We start from the raw sequence: 17,471 nt of genomic DNA, 5'->3' as shown, positions 1-17,471 counted from the left end.
TTACTGCTCCTGAGGTGCCATTTTTACAAGTTTTTGCTCATAGGGAGGGAGTACTTCCGCGCGTAAGCTCCAGTCTTCTGCCGCTGGGGCTAGATAGAGATAGCGTTTACCTTTGAGCGTATTTTGTAGTGACCCTGAGTAGATACCTGCGCTACCAAGCGCGCGTAACGTGATAGATTGGTCATACTGTTGGTGCGTTGGGTGCACAATATCGAGTGTCAGCTCTTTAGGGAGTGTATCCAGATTCCCTTTTAGCTGCATTTGAATATCGCCTGTGGTGCTATCGAGTTTTAAATCTGCTCGCATCTGCAAGGCTAACGCTTTTTGGTTGGGAGCGTCGTTTATCTCGTAGCTTCTTACTTTTCGGAAATAGTCTTCTTTGACGACACCATCCATAGTGACAATGGAGAGGTAAAGAAAAGATGTACCGTAGATAAATACCGCGATTAGTGGAGTCAATATGAACCATAACCAAGGTTGTTTATACCAAGGCTTGGCTGCTTCTATCGCGTCTAGATCTTTTTCGTTGTTCATAAAAAACTGCACTCAAAAAAATAGCTGCCGGGAGTGGCAGCTATTTTAACCTATTTCATCACAAGAGTGTTCAGCGGCGTGGAGCAGGACCGATAAATCGATTCTCCTCTACCACTAAAATGCTCTCGTCGTCTAATGCCTGCACGGTAAACGTAATGTTGTAGTTGGCACGTTCTAGCTGGTTTGGATCAACATGCACCCTGATTGGATAATCAAGCAACTCACCTGACTTAATTGTTACAACTGGGTTGTTGATAAGTTCCAAACCGTCGATACCGCTGATACTAATCTTGTAGCGGTGATCGATCTGCTCTTTGTTAGCCAGTTTCAACTGATATACGTTTTCAATCTTACCATTGGATGTTTCGTTGTATAGCTGACCGCGATCACGCAAGATGTCTACTTCTAGCGGAACGCGTGTAAAGATGGTGTATCCGAATGCGATACACATGGCGATCAATACAACAAAGTATCCAATGAGTCGTGGGCGCAGAAGATGCGTTTTGTTTCCGTCTAGTTGGTGCTCGGTTGTATAGCGTACTAAGCCCGGTTCGTAGCCCATACGATTCATGATATCGTCACAGGCATCAACACATGCCCCACAGGCCACGCATTCGTACTGCAGTCCATCCCGAATATCGATACCCACTGGGCAAACATGCACACAGGCGCCACAGTCAATACAATCGCCGAGGCCTTCAGCCTTATAGTCGATCTTCTTGCTACGTTTACCACGGCGCTCACCGCGACTCTCGTCATAGGAGATAATCAGTGTGTCTTGGTCAAACATAACACTTTGGAAACGAGCGTACGGGCACATATAGATACAGACCTGCTCACGGAGCCAGCCAGCATTGGCATAGGTTGCAACGGCGATAAATCCAATCCACCAAGTTTCCCAAGGCCCAAGATTCCAAGTGGCAACGTTGCCGACAAGCTCACGAATAGGTGAGAAGTACCCTACAAAAGCGATCGCCGAGGTAACAGCAATAAACACCCAGAGTAGATGTTTAAGCGCTTTCTTGCGTGCTTTGGTGCCGCTCCATGGTGATTTGTCGAGCTTCATACGTTGGTTGCGATCGCCTTCTGCAACACGTTCGGCCCAGATAAATAGCCAAGTCCAAACGAATTGCGGACAGGCGTAGCCGCACCATAGTCGGCCAGCGAATACGGTGACAAAAAAGAGCGTAAAAGCCAGAATAATTAGTAGCCACGAGAGCAACATAAAATCCTGGGGCCAGAAGGTCATCCCAAAGACGTGGAATTGGCGGTTTGGTAAATCGAATAAAACGGCTTGGCGCCCGTCCCACTGGATCCACGAAAACGTGTAGAACATCACCAGCATCATAGCGCCAGAGATTATGCGAAAGTTCTTGAAAATGCCCTTATAGAATTTGACATAGATATGCTCTCGTTTGGCATATAGGTCGTAACTTTCTTTCTCTTTCTTCGATGCTGGAGTTACATCTTTTACTGGTATTTGGTTCATGCCTGTGCTCGCAAGCTGAGAAATAAATTATACGAATCGCTAGTCTATTAGCTAACATTAATATTATACCGATCCCAACAAAAAAAGGGCGATATGGTTTTAGCCATATCGCCCTTTTTGTTGATAGTTGTCAATTACTGATTTGACAAGCTATACACGTATGCAGTGATCAGTTTGATCTTCTCTTCGCTCAACAAGTCTTTGTGAGCAGGCATTACACCGTTACGGCCCGCACGAATAGTGTGTGCAATCTCTGCGAAAGAGTTGCCGTACAACCAAACGTCGTCAGTCAGGTTCGGTGCACCAAGCGCTTGCATACCCTTACCGTCAACGCCGTGACATGCGGTACACAGAGCCTGGAACTGAGTCTTACCACGTGCAGCAGCTTCGCTATCAGCTTCGCTGCCGGAAAGTGTTAGGACGTAACTAGTAACGTCACGAACACCTTCTTCGCCGAGTACCGCACCCCAAGCTGGCATAGCGCCTTGGCGACCATGCACGATCGTTTGCATGATTGTGTCTGGGTTACCGCCGTACAACCAATCACTATCCGTTAGGTTAGGGAAACCGTGTGCACCCGTACCCGCTGTGCCGTGGCACAAAGAACAGTTGTTAGCAAACATGCGCTGACCCATTTTTAAACCTGCTTCGTTCTCAGGCTTAATTAGGTCTTCTACGGATAGTGCGGCATATTTTGCGAAAACTGGGCGATAGTTTTCTTCAGCGTGTGCCATCTCTTCTTCCCACTGGCCTGCAGAGGTCCAGCCGAGTAAGCCCTTAAAGTTACCAAGGCCCGGGTATAGAACAAGATAAACAAGACCGAAGACAACTGTTGCCAAAAACATTTGGAACCACCACTTAGGCAACGGGTTATCGTATTCTTCGATACCGTCGAAGGAGTGGCCAACTGTTTGATCAGTTTCCTCTTTATAGTTTTCGCTCTTGCGTGTCTGGAAGAGCAACCAGGTGCAGCCCAAAATAACTGCTAAGGTAATAATTGTTACCCATGCGCTCCAAAAAGCACTCATTTTTCTACTCTCCTGCTATGGGTCTCTTCAACCAGCTCTTTATCATCTTCCTCTGCATCAGCAAAAGGTGCTTGAGCCGCTTCATCGAATCGTTTTTTGTTGCCAGGTAGTAATACCCAGATAAACAATCCGATGAAGGTAATCAGCATGATTACAGGGATGAAGGGACCATAAACATCGTAACTCACTGGTTTTTACCGTTTGTTTGTGTAGTTAGGGTGGGTTTTACCCAGCGCCTGAAGGTAAGCGACCAGCGCGTCGATTTCGTATTTGCCAGCAACATCGTCTTGCGCCGATGCAATCTGCTCATCGGTGTACGGAACACCCACTTTACGCAGAGCTGTCATCTTCGCTGCAGTATCTTTACCCGTCAGCTTCTCTTCGAAAAGCCAAGGGTAAGATGGCATCTTAGATTCAGGTACTACATCACGTGGGTTGTACAAGTGAGCACGATGCCAGTCGTCAGAGTATCGGCCGCCTACACGAGCGATATCTGGACCAGTACGCTTAGAACCCCATAGGAATGGGTGCTCGTATACGAACTCGTTTGCAGTTGAGAAGTGTCCGTAACGCTCTGTTTCAGCGCGGAAAGGACGAATCATCTGAGTGTGACATACGTGACAGCCTTCGCGGATGTAGATGTCACGACCTTCTAGCTCAACTGCGTTATAAGTACGCAGGCCTTCAATTGGCTTGGAGGTAGAAGCCTGGAAGAACAAAGGTACGATCTCAGCCAGACCACCACCGCTGATAACGATGATGATCAAAAGGATCATTAGGCCAATATTCTTTTCAATCGTTTCATGCTTGATCATTTTCTATGCTCCTTATCCGCTTATGCTACCTGCGGAGCAACGTCTGCTGCTGGGGCTGTACTGTTTTTACGAACAGTTTGCCACGTGTTATAAGCCATCAGCACCATACCAAGAACCCAGAACATACCGCCTAACCAGCGGACGAAGTAACCAGGGTGAGACGCTTCTAGGGCTTCAACGAAGCTGTAAGTCAATGTGCCGTCTTCGTTAACCGCACGCCACATTAGGCCTTGTAGAATACCGTTTACCCACATCGCACAGATGTAAAGTACTGTACCTACAGTTGCTAGCCAGAAGTGAGTGTTGATCAAGCTAACGCTCCACATTTGTGCTTTGCCGAATAGGCGAGGGATCATGTGGTAAGTCGCACCTACCGAGATCATTGCAACCCAACCAAGAGCACCCGCGTGAACGTGGCCGACTGTCCAGTCAGTATTGTGAGACAGCGCATTTACTGTCTTGATAGACATCATTGGGCCTTCGAACGTAGACATACCGTAGAAAGACAAAGATACAACCAAGAAACGTAGTACAGGGTCTGTACGTAGTTTGTGCCATGCGCCAGACAGCGTCATCATACCGTTGATCATACCACCCCAAGATGGAGCTAGTAGGATCAAAGACATAACCATCGCTACAGACTGAGTCCAATCTGGAAGTGCGGAGTAGTGAAGGTGGTGACCACCCGCCCACATGTAAGTCGCGATTAGCGCCCAGAAGTGAACGATAGACAGACGGTAAGAGTAGATTGGACGCTCAGCCTGCTTCGGTACGAAGTAGTACATCATGCCCAAGAAGCCAGCCGTCAAGAAGAAGCCTACCGCGTTATGTCCGTACCACCACTGTACCATCGCATCTACAGCACCTGGGTATACAGAGTAGGATTTCCACATAGTAACAGGAATTTCTAGGCTGTTTACGATGTGAAGAACCGCAACGGTGATAATGAAAGCCATGTAGAACCAGTTACCAACGTAAATGTGAGACGTTTTACGGTTTTTAACTGTTCCTAAGAAGACAATGGCATATGCAACCCAAACAATCGTGATCAGGATGTCAATCGGCCATTCCAGTTCAGCGTACTCCTTAGCAGAAGTCAGACCGAGTGGAAGTGTGATGGCTGCTGCCAAAATAACAACTTGCCATCCCCAGAATGTGAAGGCTGCTAGGCCATCTGAGAAGAGGCGGGTTTGGCAAGTACGTTGTACTACGTAGTACGACGTCGCAAACAGCGCGGAACCACCAAATGCAAAAATTACCGCATTGGTGTGAAGAGGACGAATACGTCCGTAAGTTAGCCATGGTGTGTCAAAGTTTAGGGCTGGCCAAACTAGCTGGGCGGCGATTAAGACGCCCACAGTCATGCCAACAATACCCCAGATTACCGTCATAATGGCAAACTGGCGTACAACTTTGTAGTTATAAGTTGGATGTTCAGTTGCAGTGCTCATGTCAGGCTCTCATCAAAAGCTTGGTTTTAAAGTAGAGTTCCACGCGCAATTATCTGGCAATATCCCCCTGTTTTCAACGTAAATAGGTGAGTGAGTGTGGCGTAATGTCGCACCCAAAGTACTTCTTATGTCCTACCTTGAACCCTTTTTTAGAAAAGGGTTTGTTTTATATATTGCTGATTTTTAAAGCTATTTTTCTATTTTTGAAGTTTTTGTATTTTCAAAAATTACATTTTTTCAATTCTGTCTGATACTTTAGAAGCAGTTAAATTGGGCGTTAAAAAAAAGTTTGTTTGATGCAGATCAAGCAAAAAAATGCGGCAAATAAAGGCTTCTTGTTGTTGGAGGTGAAATGTTCGTTGATGGAGACCCTGAAAAGGGAGTGTTCCTGTTTGCACACGGTGCTGGTGCGCCAGCTGATAGCGAGTTTATGTCTCTAATGGCGGACGCCTTGGCGGCTCGCGGCGTTCAAGTAGTGCGTTTTGAGTTTAGTTATATGGCTCAGCGCCGCCACGGAGGCAGTAAACGACCACCTGATCGCATTAACAAGCTAGAGATTGAGTTGCTTGAGCTAGTTGAGCGCTTTGACCATGACCTACCGGTATTTATAGGCGGTAAGTCTATGGGGGGGCGTGTTGCTGTCAGAGTGCTCGAAGCGAGCCGAGCTAAAGCCTGTTTTGTCTTTGGCTACCCTTTACACCCAGCGGGAAATACTGAAAACGTGCGTCTTGAAGGGCTAACGAGGGGCGATAAACCGATCTATCTCTTTCAAGGTGAGCGAGATAAGCTAGGATCAAAGGAAGATTTTGCTGAGCTAAAGCTATCCGAAAATGTCATTACGACGTGGTTCGATGATGCCGATCACGACTTAGCGCCCAGAAAGCGCAGCGGAGCGACTCAAGCACAGTACATTGATCAAATTGCAGAGAGGGTTTGCGCTGTTATCGAGCAGCTCCGTTGACGCGCGTCGCAACGTATCAATGCTCAAAAACTGTAATTCGCTCTTCGGTTTCTAGCATCGGTGCAAGTTGCGACATCATCTCTCGGCGCTCTTCAGATTGATGCCAGCGTTGCCAATCTTGAATCGTTCTGTAGTTCGCGATCAGCAGCCGATGATTCGGATCATCAGCGTTATGCAGCACTTCACCGGAAATAAAGCCGTGAGCTTGCATTGCCGTCTGAAGGGTTCTCATAGCTGCGAGATCATAGTGTTCGCTAAGGTCTGGCGCGATATGGCGCTCGATTAATACTTTTATCATGTCAGCACCGCCTTGTTGTTATGTTGATGTACCCTTTAAGAATAGCGTTTTGGCCAATAATCACCATACTTTTTGCCCAATACCATGCCTTTCGCTGGGCAGCTTTATTTGAGACAATTAGCGCCGATTTTCAAACGAGGCGATGTATGGCAGGCATAGAACACCATCATGAACTTGATGCGAGCGGGCTTTACTGCCCGGAACCTGTAATGATGTTGCACAACAAAATGCGCGAGATTGGCGTGGGTGATGTGTTGCTAGTAAGAGCAACAGATCCATCGACAGAACGTGATATCCCTAAGTTCTGCAACTTTTTGGGACATGAGTTATTGCAGCACATCCAAGAAAATGAAATATATCGTTACTATATTCGCAAGGGTGGCTCGTGAAAGATAGTGACGATTTAGCATCGGTGGTCGAGCAAACAGCGCGAGCAGTGGCAGAGTGCGAAAAGCTTCTGACCGAGCTAGAAAACAAAGCGCAGCAAGCGGATACCCGCCTGATTGAGAGAAAAGTTGTGAACGACGAAGTAACACCTAAGAGTAAAAACAAATCAAAAAACCGTGCGGCAAACCAAGCTGCGCTGCAACTACTAATCGATACTTACCCGGACGTCTTTAGCCGTGACAATGTGCGTCCGCTTAAGATTGGTATCCAAGAAGACCTCATCGCAGATGAGAAGGTTGCTAAGAACAAAATCAAGCGAGCACTCGCTTCCTACGTTCGTGCACCTCAATACTTTAAAGCGATGGTTGAAGACGCTGATCGCGTCGATCTGTCGGGTGAGGCTGTTGGCAAAGTGACCGCTGAAGAAGCGCTGCACGCGAAAGAAAAGCTCAAAGAGTTTCATCAGCGCCGCCGTGAGGCGCAACGTGAACGTGAGAAAGCGCAACGCGAGCAGGAAAAAGCGGAGCGTATGAGCAACAAGTTAGAGCAGCTTGTGTCGCGCTCCAAGCGCTAATACCTTCCCTCCTCTTGAAAAACACAGATAGACACCTGATCTATTAAGTAAATTAACTGATCAGGTGTCGATATGTCTCATCAAAAGTTGGTTGGTTGTAGTGCCTGCCAAACGCCGAATAGAATCCCTGAAAATAAGCTAGGTAGTCATCCCCGCTGTGGTCGTTGTAAAGAACGGGTTCTATCGGAGCAACCCTTGGAGCTTGGGCAGGAGCAACTAGCACGCCTTATCAGAAATACTGAGCTTCCGGTCGTGATCGACTTTTGGGCGAGCTGGTGTGGACCATGCCAGATGATGGCGCCGGTTTTTCACGCCGGTGCCAGTAAATTAGTGGGAAAAGCACACTTCGTAAAAGTAAATACCGAGACTGAGCAGGCAATCGCAGCGCAGTACGGCATACGGAGTATTCCGACGCTGGTTATGGTTGAGCGGGGCCAAGAGGTAGCGCGCCAAGCCGGTGCGCTAGATCTCTCATCTTTTGTGCGCTGGGTTGATGATAACCTTTAATCTATTGTGCTAAATGGCTGCGGCTTTCCGTGTAAAAAGCCTTGAGTCCCATCAATCCCTATCTCGTTGAGGCAAGCCGCTTCTTGCTTGCTCTCGACGCGCTCTGCAAACACGGTTATCTCCAGTGACTTCGCGGCGGCGATAAGGCTTCGGATAAAGAACTGTCCAGCCGCGTTTTTATCCACTCCTCGTACCAGCGAACCATCGATCTTGATGTAGTCAGGGTGGACGGAGTACAAGTACGAGAACCCTGCTGGATGTTGGCCGAAGTTATCGATACCGAAGTCAATGCCCAGTGATTGCAGACGCTCTCTGAAGGGAATGATGCTGTCGAGATCGCTCAATATTGTTGTTTCGTTCACTTCGATACAGAGCCGACCAGCGAGTTCTTTACTGGTCAGTAGGTCAAACCATGCACTGCTTTGATATCCCTGGATTGTTTCTCGGGAGAGGTTAACAACCAGTGGCCCACTTAGGCGGTGGTGACGAATGGCGTGTACGGCCATTTTGAGTACGGCAAAGTCAAGCGCAGAGGCAAGGTTATGCTCTTTTACGATCGTTAGAAATTGCGCCGCAGGGCAGATCTCGCCGGCTTGGTTATGAATGCGTGCGAGCAGTTCATTGTGAATAATATTGACGCCAGAGGTGTCGATAACACTCTGATACTGTAACGAAATGCGGCTCTGGTTGATTGCATCGACAACGTAAGTTTGCCATGCCGATACCTTTGCGCCATTTGCATAGGTATCGGGATAGCAAACTTGCTGATCAATAGCGGCTTGCTCATAAGCTTGGCTGCGCGCTTTAGAGATGATGTGTGATGCCAAACTACTTGCATCCACTTGTGTTACGGCAATGCTGAGATGCTCGATGCCGTCGAGCTGATAGAATGCCAGCGTTTGGTTGAGTTCAGATACTAACTGGTCAACTTCGCGTTTGCGCTCCTGTTCTTCCGAGCGGGGTACAACCGTTATGAAATCTGAACCTGCGAGGCGCCCCGTCACATGCGTCTGATGCTGGCAAGCAAACCCCTTGAGCCGTTCACCAATGCTCTTCAAGAGCAAGTCTGTTTTATCATTTCCGAGTGATTGGTTGGCCTCTTGCAGCTTGTTGAGGTGGAGAAAAATGCAATCGGCATCGCCAAACTCACCACGGTAATCGAACCAGTCAGCCAGCAGCGATTCCGTGGCAGATAAGTTGGCAAGCTCTGTCACGGCATCAACGCTAGCGGCTTGATGCAACTCTTCAATATGGTGTGTTTGATTGTTAAACATCGCTTGAACACGGCTGACCATTTTGTTCATTGCTTCAACCACCTGACGTAGCTCCGTTGTGTTAGGAACTTCCGCTACAGTAATGAACTGCCGGTTCGATAATGCGGCTGCTTGTTGTTCAACCCGCTTCAATGGACGCAATATGCGCCGAATGAGATAGCTCAGTGCAAAGACGGCCATCAGTGCTAATGAGATAAACCAGATGAGCGATTGCTCAACGCCTTTCCATAACTGCTGATACGCATAGTCGGGCCGTCCACTGACCTCGACTTTACCAACGCGCTGCCAATTAAAGCTAACCTCTTGCGACATGCTAGGTGGCGTTATATCGATTAAACGGTCAAACCACTGGGGGGCTTGGCTTTGGATGCTCGTTGGTGCAGGCGTGGTGAATAGTACGTCGCCGTTTATTTGGGTCACGCGAATTTGCTGATAATAACCACTGTCGAAAATAGCATTGACGGTCGCCTCGATGGCGGCGGAGTCGCCATCGGCTATGTAGGGTGCGAGGTATAAGCCTAAGTGTGTCGCGGTATCTTGGCCATGGGATTCAAGCTGGCGCAGTAGCATATTTTTGGCGCTATCGGACATGACAAAGACGGTTCCCGAGACGAGCCCAATAAGCACGGCGAAGACTGCAGCGATCAACTGGTTGAGTAATGACATAAGCTCTCCTGAACCTCTTAGTCCGTCACGTTAATAGCGTTATTTTCAAGCCGCGATTTGAGCTTCACCCACGGCTTTAATTGATCTGATGTTCCCACCAGTGTTGCGCGGCGTCCACGTTTGCTAAGCCAAAGATTATCGCCGTTGAAGCTGTATACATGAAGCAGGTCTGGGCGTTTATTTGCAGGCTTGATGGTTGGGTCGATATTATCCAATACCATCGGCACCGAGGAGGGGCGCTCGTAGTAGGTCAAGACCATATGGGCTTGATTGAGTGTCAGTGCTTTGACATATGCAATGCTTAGCTTGCTGATGTCGACGCCGACCTCTCGCAATGTGTAGTACTTAGCGATGGAGAAGTCTTCGCAATCACCGCCATTCGTTATCAAGAACTCCACCGGTGTTGCCCAGTAATCCTGCTGCTTCCAGTGATCAATATCATTCAAGAAGCGGATCTGGTTGAAGAAATCATTAACAGCATCGAGCTTCTCTTTTTCCGGTAAATCTTGTGCCGTTAAAATAAGGTCCTGCCATGCTTGCAGGCGAAGTTGAGCGGCTGAACCATAACGCTTACCGAGCCTTTCTATCTCGGCTCCGCTCAAGCGTACGGTGGTATCGCTGATCGATAGCATCGACAAAGACAGCAGCAACATGACAGCCCATAGGCTCAGGAGCTGTTGGGGACGGCACGTCTTTTGATGCTTTGAGGTCACGGATGACTGGTTTGCAAACACACAAGGCCCGTTGATAGCGAAAGGCAGACACTCAGCATGGTTCAGGTTTTATGATAGCTCAAGTGTAAACGCGTTAATTTGTACCCGGCATCAAACCACACTGGCCCAAAATGGACTGCCACGCTTTGGTGTGGCGCGTTAGTGCGGCTTGGTAGTTGATCCAGATACTCTTATCGGACGTTTGCGCAAAAACTTGATCTGTATAAGTTTGGGAATCGGCAGGTACGTTTAGGTGTTTAAGTATACGTGCGTGTGCAGCAAACCAGCGCTGCCCGAGCCGATGGGTGTAGGCCATATAGGGTTGTAGCTCCTTTGCGTAAAGCGCATCGAAAGCGCTGCGCAAGGTGCGAGCTTTATTGGTGGGTTGTCCGTTAAAGCAGAGTGGGCGCCTCGCAAGGCGAGCCTCGATCGTCGTTGCCACTGCGTTCAGCGTCGCTGTTAGCGTCTGTAATGACTTGAGCGTCGATGCGCCGGTTGTCGAGTTGTAAATGGTGGCAAACTGGTCTTCGAGGCCTTCTAGCTGGTTTAGGTCAAAACCCGTAACCTGCGTGCGCGTTTGCTCAGTGATCGTGGCAAAGGTTTCCCACGCAGCTAACACTGGGGTGTGTTGGCCGATTTGCGTCGGTGACAGTAGCGGTGCGCTCAGCGCTAGGGTTTGTTCCACTTCGCGGCCCGTGTAGAAACCATTCCAAAGGACGGCTGGAAGTTGGGCAGATTTAGTAGCGGCAATATTACGAAAGTGCTGTTGTGTCTCTTCATCGAGCTTAGCAAGCTGCTCGGGCTGTTGTAAGCAGCGCTCGAGTGCCGTTAGGAACTTTATCTCATGGCTTAAAACCTGAGATGCCTGAGCAACCCTGCCGAGCGAGCTGTTGCGTTGCGCGATTAAGTCGAGCATCCCACAATGGCGGAACTCTAATACATCCAACATACCTTCGCGCAGCGGTGGGACCTCAAACACACGCTGTCGATGAGCAGGGATAGCGGGGAGTTTATCTGGTGTGATGGTAGGTGTTGGCTCATCTAGGATATCAGCCACTCTATTGGCGTAACTTTGCATCTGCCCAAGCTCCGATGAGGTATCGGAGCATCCGGCCAACAACGTAAGCCCGCAGATAATCACGATCAGTGGCTTAGCGCCCAGCATGGCGAATCACGCTCACTAAGCGAACGGTTAGGAATAAGGCTGAAACCGTCAAGCCGATGACTAAAGCGTACCAAAAGCCCGCTGCTCCCATTGGCGCCGTAATCCAATCGGTCATACCTAAGATATAACCTAGTGGTAAACCAACGACCCAATAAGCAACAAAGACGATCAACAATGGGATACTAGTGTCTTTATAGCCACGTAAAATCCCAGCCGCCGTAACCTGCATGGCATCTGATATTTCAAACAGGGCGGCGATAGTCAGCAACCCGGCAGCGAGCTTTACCACTTCCGCTTCAGTTGAGAAGGCCATCGCTATCTGTTGCGCGAATGACCACAACAAAACGCTGGTCACAACAGCGATCAACCCTGTCATACCAAAACCCACTTTGCTGGCAAAGCGCGCGTGGGCATACTCGCCCGCACCCAGCAATTGCCCAATCCTGATGGTAAAGGCCATCGCAAGGCTCAGTGGGATCATAAAAATGAGCCCTGTCACAGTAATCGTGATCTGCTGGGCTGCAACAACGAGTGTTCCCAGTGGCGCAAGAATAAGAGCGATAATCGAAAACATAGATGCCTCGATCAGTATTGAGAAACCAATAGGTATACCAAGTTTTAAAAATACGATTAAAGCGCTTAGGTCGATCAATTTTAAGTTGTCAGTATGCGGTAAGCGGAGTGTACTGCGATGGCGCTGGAGATACAGGCCGATGAACAGCATCATCCACATCACTAACGCGGTCGCGATGCCACACCCAGCTGCGCCAAGTTCAGGAAAGCCCAGCTTCCCGAACACGAGCACATAGTTCAGAGGCGCATTGGCTGCAACCGCAAGAAACGCAATGTACATCGCCGGTCGCGTACGCCCGAGTCCTTCAAAATAGCAGCGCAGCAGTTGATACAACGCCATAGCAGGAAATCCCCAGGCAACGGCTTTTAGGTACTCCATGGTTTTATCAGCCAGAGTCGCTTCAACTGACATCAGCGCTAAAATACCATCAGCATTGCGCAGCAATACCAAGCCTAACAGACCAAGAAAAGCGGAAATCCACAAGCCTTGTCGAAAGATCGTCGGGACTTCGCTAGCGTTCTTGGCCCCCGTGGCGTGAGCAACTAGAGGCGTTGTTGCCATAATGATGCCGTTAACCGCCAAAAAAAGCGGCATCCAGATACTATTACCCAGCGCCACGGCGGCTAGGTCAAGTGTGTTATAACGGCCAGCTACCAGTGTATCGATGAAGCCAAGTGATGCTTGGGCGACTTGGGTTAAAATAATAGGCAGGCCGAGCCCCAGCAGTAGCTGGGACTCGCGAAGAGTTGATGCGCGCAAAATGATCTCGTTTAACTGTAACTATTGAAAAACTGCTTAGCAGTTCGACCGCTACGAATGCCTTTAGAGTGGGCAAACCGTATCGCGTCGGAGTGTAGCTGAGCGCGGTCGTGGTGGGTAGGAAAAAGGCTATCAACAATGTTGAGATAGGCAGGTTGGTCGATAGGGTAGAAAGATAACCACAGTCCAAACCGGTCAGATAGAGAGATTTTTTCTTCAATGGCATCGCCAAGATGCAACTCCGTACCCACGCTTTTGACCTGCTGGTTGTCTTGTTTGGTTTCGGGAACAAGGTGGCGCCGATTAGAGCTGGCGTAGATCAAGATGTTCTCTGGGGGTAGCTCCAATGAGCCCTCCAGCACGCTTTTTAGCGGACGATAACTGGTGTCACCTTCATCAAATGAGAGGTCGTCACAATAGATAACGAAACGATAGGGCAGGGCACGCAGCTCATCAACGATGTCGGGTAGGTCTTGCAGGTCCGCTTTGTCGATCTCTATCATGCGTAAACCGCGAAGCGCGTAATGGTTGAGCATGGCCTTGATAAGCGAGGATTTCCCTGTACCTCGGGAGCCCCATAGAAGCGCGTTATTCGCAGGTTTCTGGACTAAAAAACGTTCGGTATTTTGCATAAGCTGCTGCATTTGGCGCTCAACACCTAGCAGTTGCTCTGGCCGGATCGGGTCGAGGTTAGCGATGGCACGTAAGCGGCGCCGAGACGCTCGCCAAACCGCCCCATGAGTGTTTGCCCAGTCGATTTTACTCATCACGAACTCCTTGAAAAGTCACACTCTTTGGTTAGAGCTTAAATGAAAAAGCCCCTGCATTACAGGGGCTTATCATCTTACCGGAGCCGTATATTAGTCGATTTTAACTTTGACATAGCGCCCTGGTGCTGGCTCAACGACTGAGTAGTCACTGTTACCATAGCTGGTTGGCGCCGCCACTTTTTTACCGCCGCGGCGTTTATGCCATTCAATCCAGTTTGGCCACCACGAACCTTCCACGCGCTCTGCTGTTTCTAGCCAGTGGTCAGGCCCTTGGCCTGCTTCGCCTTTCACCCAGAAGTTGCGGCGATTTTTCGCAGCTGGGTTGATGACGCCGGCCACATGGCCGCTGGCACCTAGCACGAACTCGACCGTGCCGCCAAAGTGCTCAGCACCAATGTAGGTGCCTTTCCAAGGGGCGATATGGTCTTCGATTGTTGAAAGGAAGTAGCACGGCGTTTTGATACGTTTTAGATCAATCGGTGCACCGCAAATCGTCAGTTCATCTTTCGCGACCAACTTATTCTCTAAGTACATCTTGTTGATGTAATAGGTATACATATTGGCCGGTAAGTTTGTTGAATCACCGTTCCAATAGAGAATATCGAAAGGTGCTGGTTGCTTGCCCTTTAAGTAATTATTAACAACGTAAGACCAGATCAGGTCGTTTGAGCGCAGCATATTGAACGATGTCGCAAGCTCTCGGCCAGAGAGGTAGCCTTGGTTGTTGACCTTATTCTCAAGCTGCTTGACCTGCTGCTCGTCGATAAACACGCACAGATCACCCGGGTCTTGGAAGTCAGTAAGAGTGGTCAAGAAAGTGGCGGATGTAACGCTAGTATCTTTGCGATGCGCCATAACAGCGAGTGCTGAAGCGGTTAGCGTGCCCCCAATACACCAAGCAACAGTGTTCAATTTGTTGGAGGCGGAGATCTCTTTAACGACTTCAATCGCCTTTAATACCCCATCACCAACGTAATCGTCCCAACTAATCTCGCTTTGCTCGGTGGTTGGGTTCAACCAAGAGATTAGGAAGGTATTTTGGCCTTGATCGACGCAGTACTTCACAAATGAATTGTGTTCTTGCAGGTCAAGAATGTAGTACTTGTTGATGCACGGCGGGATAATCAGCGTCGGCTTTTCGAATACTTGCTCGGTTGTGGGCTTGTATTGCAGTAGTTGGAAAAGCTCGCACTCGTATACGACCGCGCCTTCAGTGGTGGCGATATTTTCACCAATCACAAACGCACTTTCGTCTGTCATCGAGATGCGGCCTTTCTCGATATCACCAAGTAGGTTCTGCAAACCATCAATTAGGCTTTGGCCTTTTGTTTCCAATGCATCTTGCAGCACTTCAGGGTTGGTTGCAGCAAAGTTGGTGGGTGACATCGCATCGATATATTGCTGCGTGTAGAACTCTAGTTTCTTCTGTTCACCTTCCGAAAGGTTCGCATGGTGAGCCATATCTTGCAGAAGCTTTGAGCCCAGGAGGTAAGACTGCTTGATGTAGCTAAAAACCGGGTTGCTTGACCACTCTTCGCCGTTAAAACGGCGGTCCCCTGGGCTAGGCGCTACCAGCGGCTCTGCGTCGGATTGCCCTGATAGCATACGTTGCCAAAGATTTAGCTGTGCTTGTTGGTAGTCGGTGATGACTTTCACCCAAGCGGTAGGGTCTTCCATTGAGCGGTTAACCATCTCCATCCACGACTGTGTGAATTGGCTGTAGATGTGCTCTCCACCGGCTTGGGAGAAGTTTTCGAGAATTTTTTGGGTCTCTTGATTAACGTAGTTAATAAGCTCTTGCTGATTAGCGAGGATATTGCTGTTATTTTCCATGAAACTGCCTTCTTCTTCCATCTGCGCAGCGCCTGCCCTTTTATACAACAATGGTTCTGGCTAAGCAGATCAGTGATCGCGGGTGTCTCTTCCAGTAGACGACTGTTTTTTGAGCATATCCCCGCAGATCAGGCGCTGCAAGCGAATCAATCCCTGAACAAATTCAACTTTAGCCTTGGTTGTACTCCTTCACTTCCTCAATCATATCGTCAATATATTGCAGAATTTTGTAGCTCTGCTCTTCGGCTGTTGTCATTGCCGAGACGATCTCTTGCTTGATGGCACGGTTGTTTGCCCAGTCTGCATCGCGCAGCGAAACGGCCCGTTGAACTTCTCGGTGGACAACTGCATGTGGCTCTTCGAGCTTGCGATAGGATGGCGTGGCAGAGAATGCTTCTGAGCCTTCGCCCTCGTAGTACCAAACGCCAAGGCGGCAGGAATGATGGGATTTGGTAATCGCTTCGATCTCGGCGGTGCGGTCTTGGCTGTGATCTAAAGCAAGATAACCGTTTTGTTTGTAGATAACGTGGTCTGCTTTGACCAATGAGGCGAAAGCACGGTTTTTCGCGCTGCTGACCGCATTGACGGTATCTTTGGCACCAACAGAGAAGGTATCGAATTGCGTTTTAAAACCGTTTACCAGCGAGCTTACTTCATTGGCTGTATCATTGGAGACTTGTGCTTGAACCACCATCTCTTCAACGCGGTCACTGAAAGTATTGATTGTGCCGCTGACATCAATCGCTGCTTCTTTGGTGCGTTTAGATAGGGCTTTAACTTCATCTGCGACGACAGCAAAACCTCGGCCTTGCTCACCCGCACGTGCGGCTTCAATCGCAGCATTCAGAGCGAGCAGGTTGGTCTGATCAGCAATGTCGGTGATGATCGACAGTGATTCTTTCACTCTGGCGCTATCTTCCCCAAGCTTATGTACCACTTCAGCCACGGAGTTAATGGTTGCTGTGATATTTGCCAGCGCCGTCACCATTTGCTGCACGGCGCCTTGGCTGCTTTCAGCGGCTGTGCCGTTGTCATTGGCGATGGCTTCGACTCTGGCAAGCTCATCGCCAATACTGATCAAGTCTTGCTGTGTTTGGCGTAAGTTATTGATAAGGTGGCTAGTATTGAGTGAGTGCAGCTCTGAGTGCAGCTCATTTGCGGCCAATAATCCGACACCTTTCCCCATCTCATTGATCGACAAATTAATATTTTGCAGCGATTGTTTAAGCAAGCCCGGCAGGCCTTGCGGTTGTGCTGTACGGTTAAACTGGCCGCGGCTAACGTGGCTGAAACAGGAGTCGACCTCTTTGAAGTAGGATTCAACCTTATCGAGGAAGTCGTTCACCTCCCAAGCAACTTTGCCAACTTCGCCTAGCTTGGCTGTGCGCGTGATACGGGCATCAAAGCCGCCTTTATTGGCTTGAGAGAGAGTTTCATAGATACGCTCTAACACATCGTAGGAGCGCCCAGAGCCGCGTAAAAACAACACAGCAAGTACACAGTTGATAGCGGGAGGGATGAGCCACAGCAGGTTGAACTCATAGTGGCTAATGACAACAATTGAGCTAATCAACGCGACTAGGAAAAATGCGATACAGTAGTAGCGCTCGCGTGCTCGTAAAAAGGCGGTACCGGCGCTCACGCCAGCTTTTTGGGCAGAAGAGATAGTCATG

At 49.1% G+C, this 17,471-nt stretch carries 18 protein-coding genes; 4 read left to right on the top strand and 14 right to left on the bottom strand.

What is annotated here, in order from left to right; all coding sequences use genetic code 11:
* From EOE65_RS09790 to ccoN, 6 genes are all read right to left on the bottom strand, one after another.
* Complete coding sequence (locus EOE65_RS09790) at positions 1–534, bottom strand: FixH family protein (protein WP_127694137.1); 534 nt, start codon at positions 532–534, stop codon at positions 1–3.
* A gap of 70 nt (positions 535–604) precedes the next feature.
* Positions 605–2,023 (bottom strand): cytochrome c oxidase accessory protein CcoG, encoded by a 1,419-nt coding sequence (gene ccoG / locus EOE65_RS09785; protein WP_127694136.1) that lies wholly within the window; start codon positions 2,021–2,023, stop codon positions 605–607.
* Between the two features lie 134 nt (positions 2,024–2,157).
* Complete coding sequence (gene ccoP, locus EOE65_RS09780; protein ID WP_127694135.1) at positions 2,158–3,051, bottom strand: cytochrome-c oxidase, cbb3-type subunit III; 894 nt, start codon at positions 3,049–3,051, stop codon at positions 2,158–2,160.
* Positions 3,048–3,239, bottom strand: coding sequence for a cbb3-type cytochrome oxidase subunit 3 (locus EOE65_RS09775; RefSeq protein ID WP_206052653.1), 192 nt, complete (start codon positions 3,237–3,239; stop codon positions 3,048–3,050). The genes ccoP and EOE65_RS09775 overlap by 4 nt, the downstream gene beginning before the upstream one ends.
* 6 nt (positions 3,240–3,245) lie before the next feature.
* Positions 3,246–3,866: a cytochrome-c oxidase, cbb3-type subunit II gene (gene ccoO / locus EOE65_RS09770; RefSeq protein WP_127694134.1), complete on the bottom strand. Its 621-nt coding sequence runs from the start codon at positions 3,864–3,866 to the stop codon at positions 3,246–3,248.
* 20 nt (positions 3,867–3,886) lie between these two features.
* On the bottom strand, positions 3,887–5,317 hold the full coding sequence (ccoN, locus tag EOE65_RS09765) for a cytochrome-c oxidase, cbb3-type subunit I (RefSeq protein ID WP_127694133.1): 1,431 nt from the start codon (positions 5,315–5,317) through the stop codon (positions 3,887–3,889).
* 352 nt (positions 5,318–5,669) lie between these two features.
* On the opposite strand from ccoN, the gene EOE65_RS09760 reads away from it, so the two are divergent.
* Positions 5,670–6,278: an alpha/beta fold hydrolase gene (locus tag EOE65_RS09760; protein ID WP_127694132.1), complete on the top strand. Its 609-nt coding sequence runs from the start codon at positions 5,670–5,672 to the stop codon at positions 6,276–6,278.
* A gap of 16 nt (positions 6,279–6,294) precedes the next feature.
* On the opposite strand, the gene EOE65_RS09755 is transcribed toward EOE65_RS09760, so the two are convergent.
* Positions 6,295–6,576, bottom strand: coding sequence for an antibiotic biosynthesis monooxygenase family protein (locus EOE65_RS09755; protein ID WP_127694131.1), 282 nt, complete (start codon positions 6,574–6,576; stop codon positions 6,295–6,297).
* Positions 6,577–6,722: 146 nt separating this feature from the next.
* Between EOE65_RS09755 and tusA the strand changes: the two genes are divergently transcribed.
* The 3 genes from tusA to trxC all read left to right on the top strand — a co-directional run bounded on the left by tusA (position 6,723) and on the right by trxC (position 8,044).
* Positions 6,723–6,965, top strand: a complete 243-nt coding sequence (gene tusA / locus EOE65_RS09750) for a sulfurtransferase TusA (RefSeq protein ID WP_127694130.1) — start codon at positions 6,723–6,725, stop codon at positions 6,963–6,965.
* The gene (locus EOE65_RS09745; RefSeq protein WP_240656964.1) at positions 6,962–7,537 is read left to right on the top strand and encodes a ProQ/FINO family protein; all 576 of its coding nucleotides are present in this window, start codon (positions 6,962–6,964) and stop codon (positions 7,535–7,537) included. Before tusA ends, EOE65_RS09745 begins: the two co-directional genes overlap by 4 nt.
* Before the next feature lie 72 nt (positions 7,538–7,609).
* Complete coding sequence (trxC, locus tag EOE65_RS09740) at positions 7,610–8,044, top strand: thioredoxin TrxC (protein WP_127694129.1); 435 nt, start codon at positions 7,610–7,612, stop codon at positions 8,042–8,044.
* Here the strand turns inward: trxC and EOE65_RS09735 are convergent.
* From EOE65_RS09735 to EOE65_RS09705, 7 genes are all read right to left on the bottom strand, one after another.
* Positions 8,041–9,984: a bifunctional diguanylate cyclase/phosphodiesterase gene (locus EOE65_RS09735; RefSeq protein WP_127694128.1), complete on the bottom strand. Its 1,944-nt coding sequence runs from the start codon at positions 9,982–9,984 to the stop codon at positions 8,041–8,043. The genes trxC and EOE65_RS09735 overlap by 4 nt on opposite strands.
* A 17-nt stretch (positions 9,985–10,001) precedes the next feature.
* Positions 10,002–10,637: a transglutaminase-like cysteine peptidase gene (locus EOE65_RS09730; protein ID WP_127694127.1), complete on the bottom strand. Its 636-nt coding sequence runs from the start codon at positions 10,635–10,637 to the stop codon at positions 10,002–10,004.
* A gap of 154 nt (positions 10,638–10,791) precedes the next feature.
* Complete coding sequence (locus EOE65_RS09725; protein WP_127694126.1) at positions 10,792–11,862, bottom strand: DUF3080 family protein; 1,071 nt, start codon at positions 11,860–11,862, stop codon at positions 10,792–10,794.
* The gene (locus tag EOE65_RS09720; RefSeq protein WP_240656963.1) at positions 11,849–13,195 is read right to left on the bottom strand and encodes an MATE family efflux transporter; all 1,347 of its coding nucleotides are present in this window, start codon (positions 13,193–13,195) and stop codon (positions 11,849–11,851) included. The genes EOE65_RS09725 and EOE65_RS09720 overlap by 14 nt, the downstream gene beginning before the upstream one ends.
* Positions 13,196–13,206: 11 nt before the next feature.
* Positions 13,207–13,962 (bottom strand): ATP-binding protein, encoded by a 756-nt coding sequence (locus EOE65_RS09715; protein ID WP_127694124.1) that lies wholly within the window; start codon positions 13,960–13,962, stop codon positions 13,207–13,209.
* A gap of 93 nt (positions 13,963–14,055) precedes the next feature.
* Positions 14,056–15,819 (bottom strand): PHA/PHB synthase family protein, encoded by a 1,764-nt coding sequence (locus EOE65_RS09710; protein ID WP_127694123.1) that lies wholly within the window; start codon positions 15,817–15,819, stop codon positions 14,056–14,058.
* Between the two features lie 148 nt (positions 15,820–15,967).
* A complete protein-coding gene (locus EOE65_RS09705) occupies positions 15,968–17,470 on the bottom strand; it encodes a methyl-accepting chemotaxis protein (protein WP_127694122.1) in 1,503 nt (500 codons plus the stop codon).
* Position 17,471: the final 1 nt, after the last annotated feature.

Source organism: Neptunomonas marina (assembly GCF_004005935.1).
Lineage (GTDB): Bacteria > Pseudomonadota > Gammaproteobacteria > Pseudomonadales > Balneatricaceae > Neptunomonas > Neptunomonas marina.
The sequence above is the reverse complement of the archived record's forward strand: the minus strand, read 5'-3'. Positions and strand labels throughout refer to the sequence as shown.

Excerpts from the sequence above, each read along its gene's own strand:
- ccoN (WP_127694133.1), bottom strand. The coding sequence starts at position 5,317 with ATGAGCACTGCAACTGAACATCCAACTTATAACTACAAAGTTGTACGC.
- EOE65_RS09715 (WP_127694124.1), bottom strand. The coding sequence starts at position 13,962 with ATGAGTAAAATCGACTGGGCAAACACTCATGGGGCGGTTTGGCGAGCG.
- ccoP (WP_127694135.1), bottom strand. The coding sequence starts at position 3,051 with ATGAGTGCTTTTTGGAGCGCATGGGTAACAATTATTACCTTAGCAGTT.
- ccoG (WP_127694136.1), bottom strand. The coding sequence starts at position 2,023 with ATGAACCAAATACCAGTAAAAGATGTAACTCCAGCATCGAAGAAAGAG.
- EOE65_RS09710 (WP_127694123.1), bottom strand. The coding sequence starts at position 15,819 with ATGGAAGAAGAAGGCAGTTTCATGGAAAATAACAGCAATATCCTCGCT.
- EOE65_RS09730 (WP_127694127.1), bottom strand. The coding sequence starts at position 10,637 with ATGTTGCTGCTGTCTTTGTCGATGCTATCGATCAGCGATACCACCGTA.
- tusA (WP_127694130.1), top strand. The coding sequence starts at position 6,723 with ATGGCAGGCATAGAACACCATCATGAACTTGATGCGAGCGGGCTTTAC.
- EOE65_RS09725 (WP_127694126.1), bottom strand. The coding sequence starts at position 11,862 with ATGCTGGGCGCTAAGCCACTGATCGTGATTATCTGCGGGCTTACGTTG.
- EOE65_RS09760 (WP_127694132.1), top strand. The coding sequence starts at position 5,670 with ATGTTCGTTGATGGAGACCCTGAAAAGGGAGTGTTCCTGTTTGCACAC.
- EOE65_RS09755 (WP_127694131.1), bottom strand. The coding sequence starts at position 6,576 with ATGATAAAAGTATTAATCGAGCGCCATATCGCGCCAGACCTTAGCGAA.
- trxC (WP_127694129.1), top strand. The coding sequence starts at position 7,610 with ATGTCTCATCAAAAGTTGGTTGGTTGTAGTGCCTGCCAAACGCCGAAT.
- EOE65_RS09735 (WP_127694128.1), bottom strand. The coding sequence starts at position 9,984 with ATGTCATTACTCAACCAGTTGATCGCTGCAGTCTTCGCCGTGCTTATT.
- EOE65_RS09790 (WP_127694137.1), bottom strand. The coding sequence starts at position 534 with ATGAACAACGAAAAAGATCTAGACGCGATAGAAGCAGCCAAGCCTTGG.
- EOE65_RS09705 (WP_127694122.1), bottom strand. The coding sequence starts at position 17,470 with ATGACTATCTCTTCTGCCCAAAAAGCTGGCGTGAGCGCCGGTACCGCC.
- ccoO (WP_127694134.1), bottom strand. The coding sequence starts at position 3,866 with ATGATCAAGCATGAAACGATTGAAAAGAATATTGGCCTAATGATCCTT.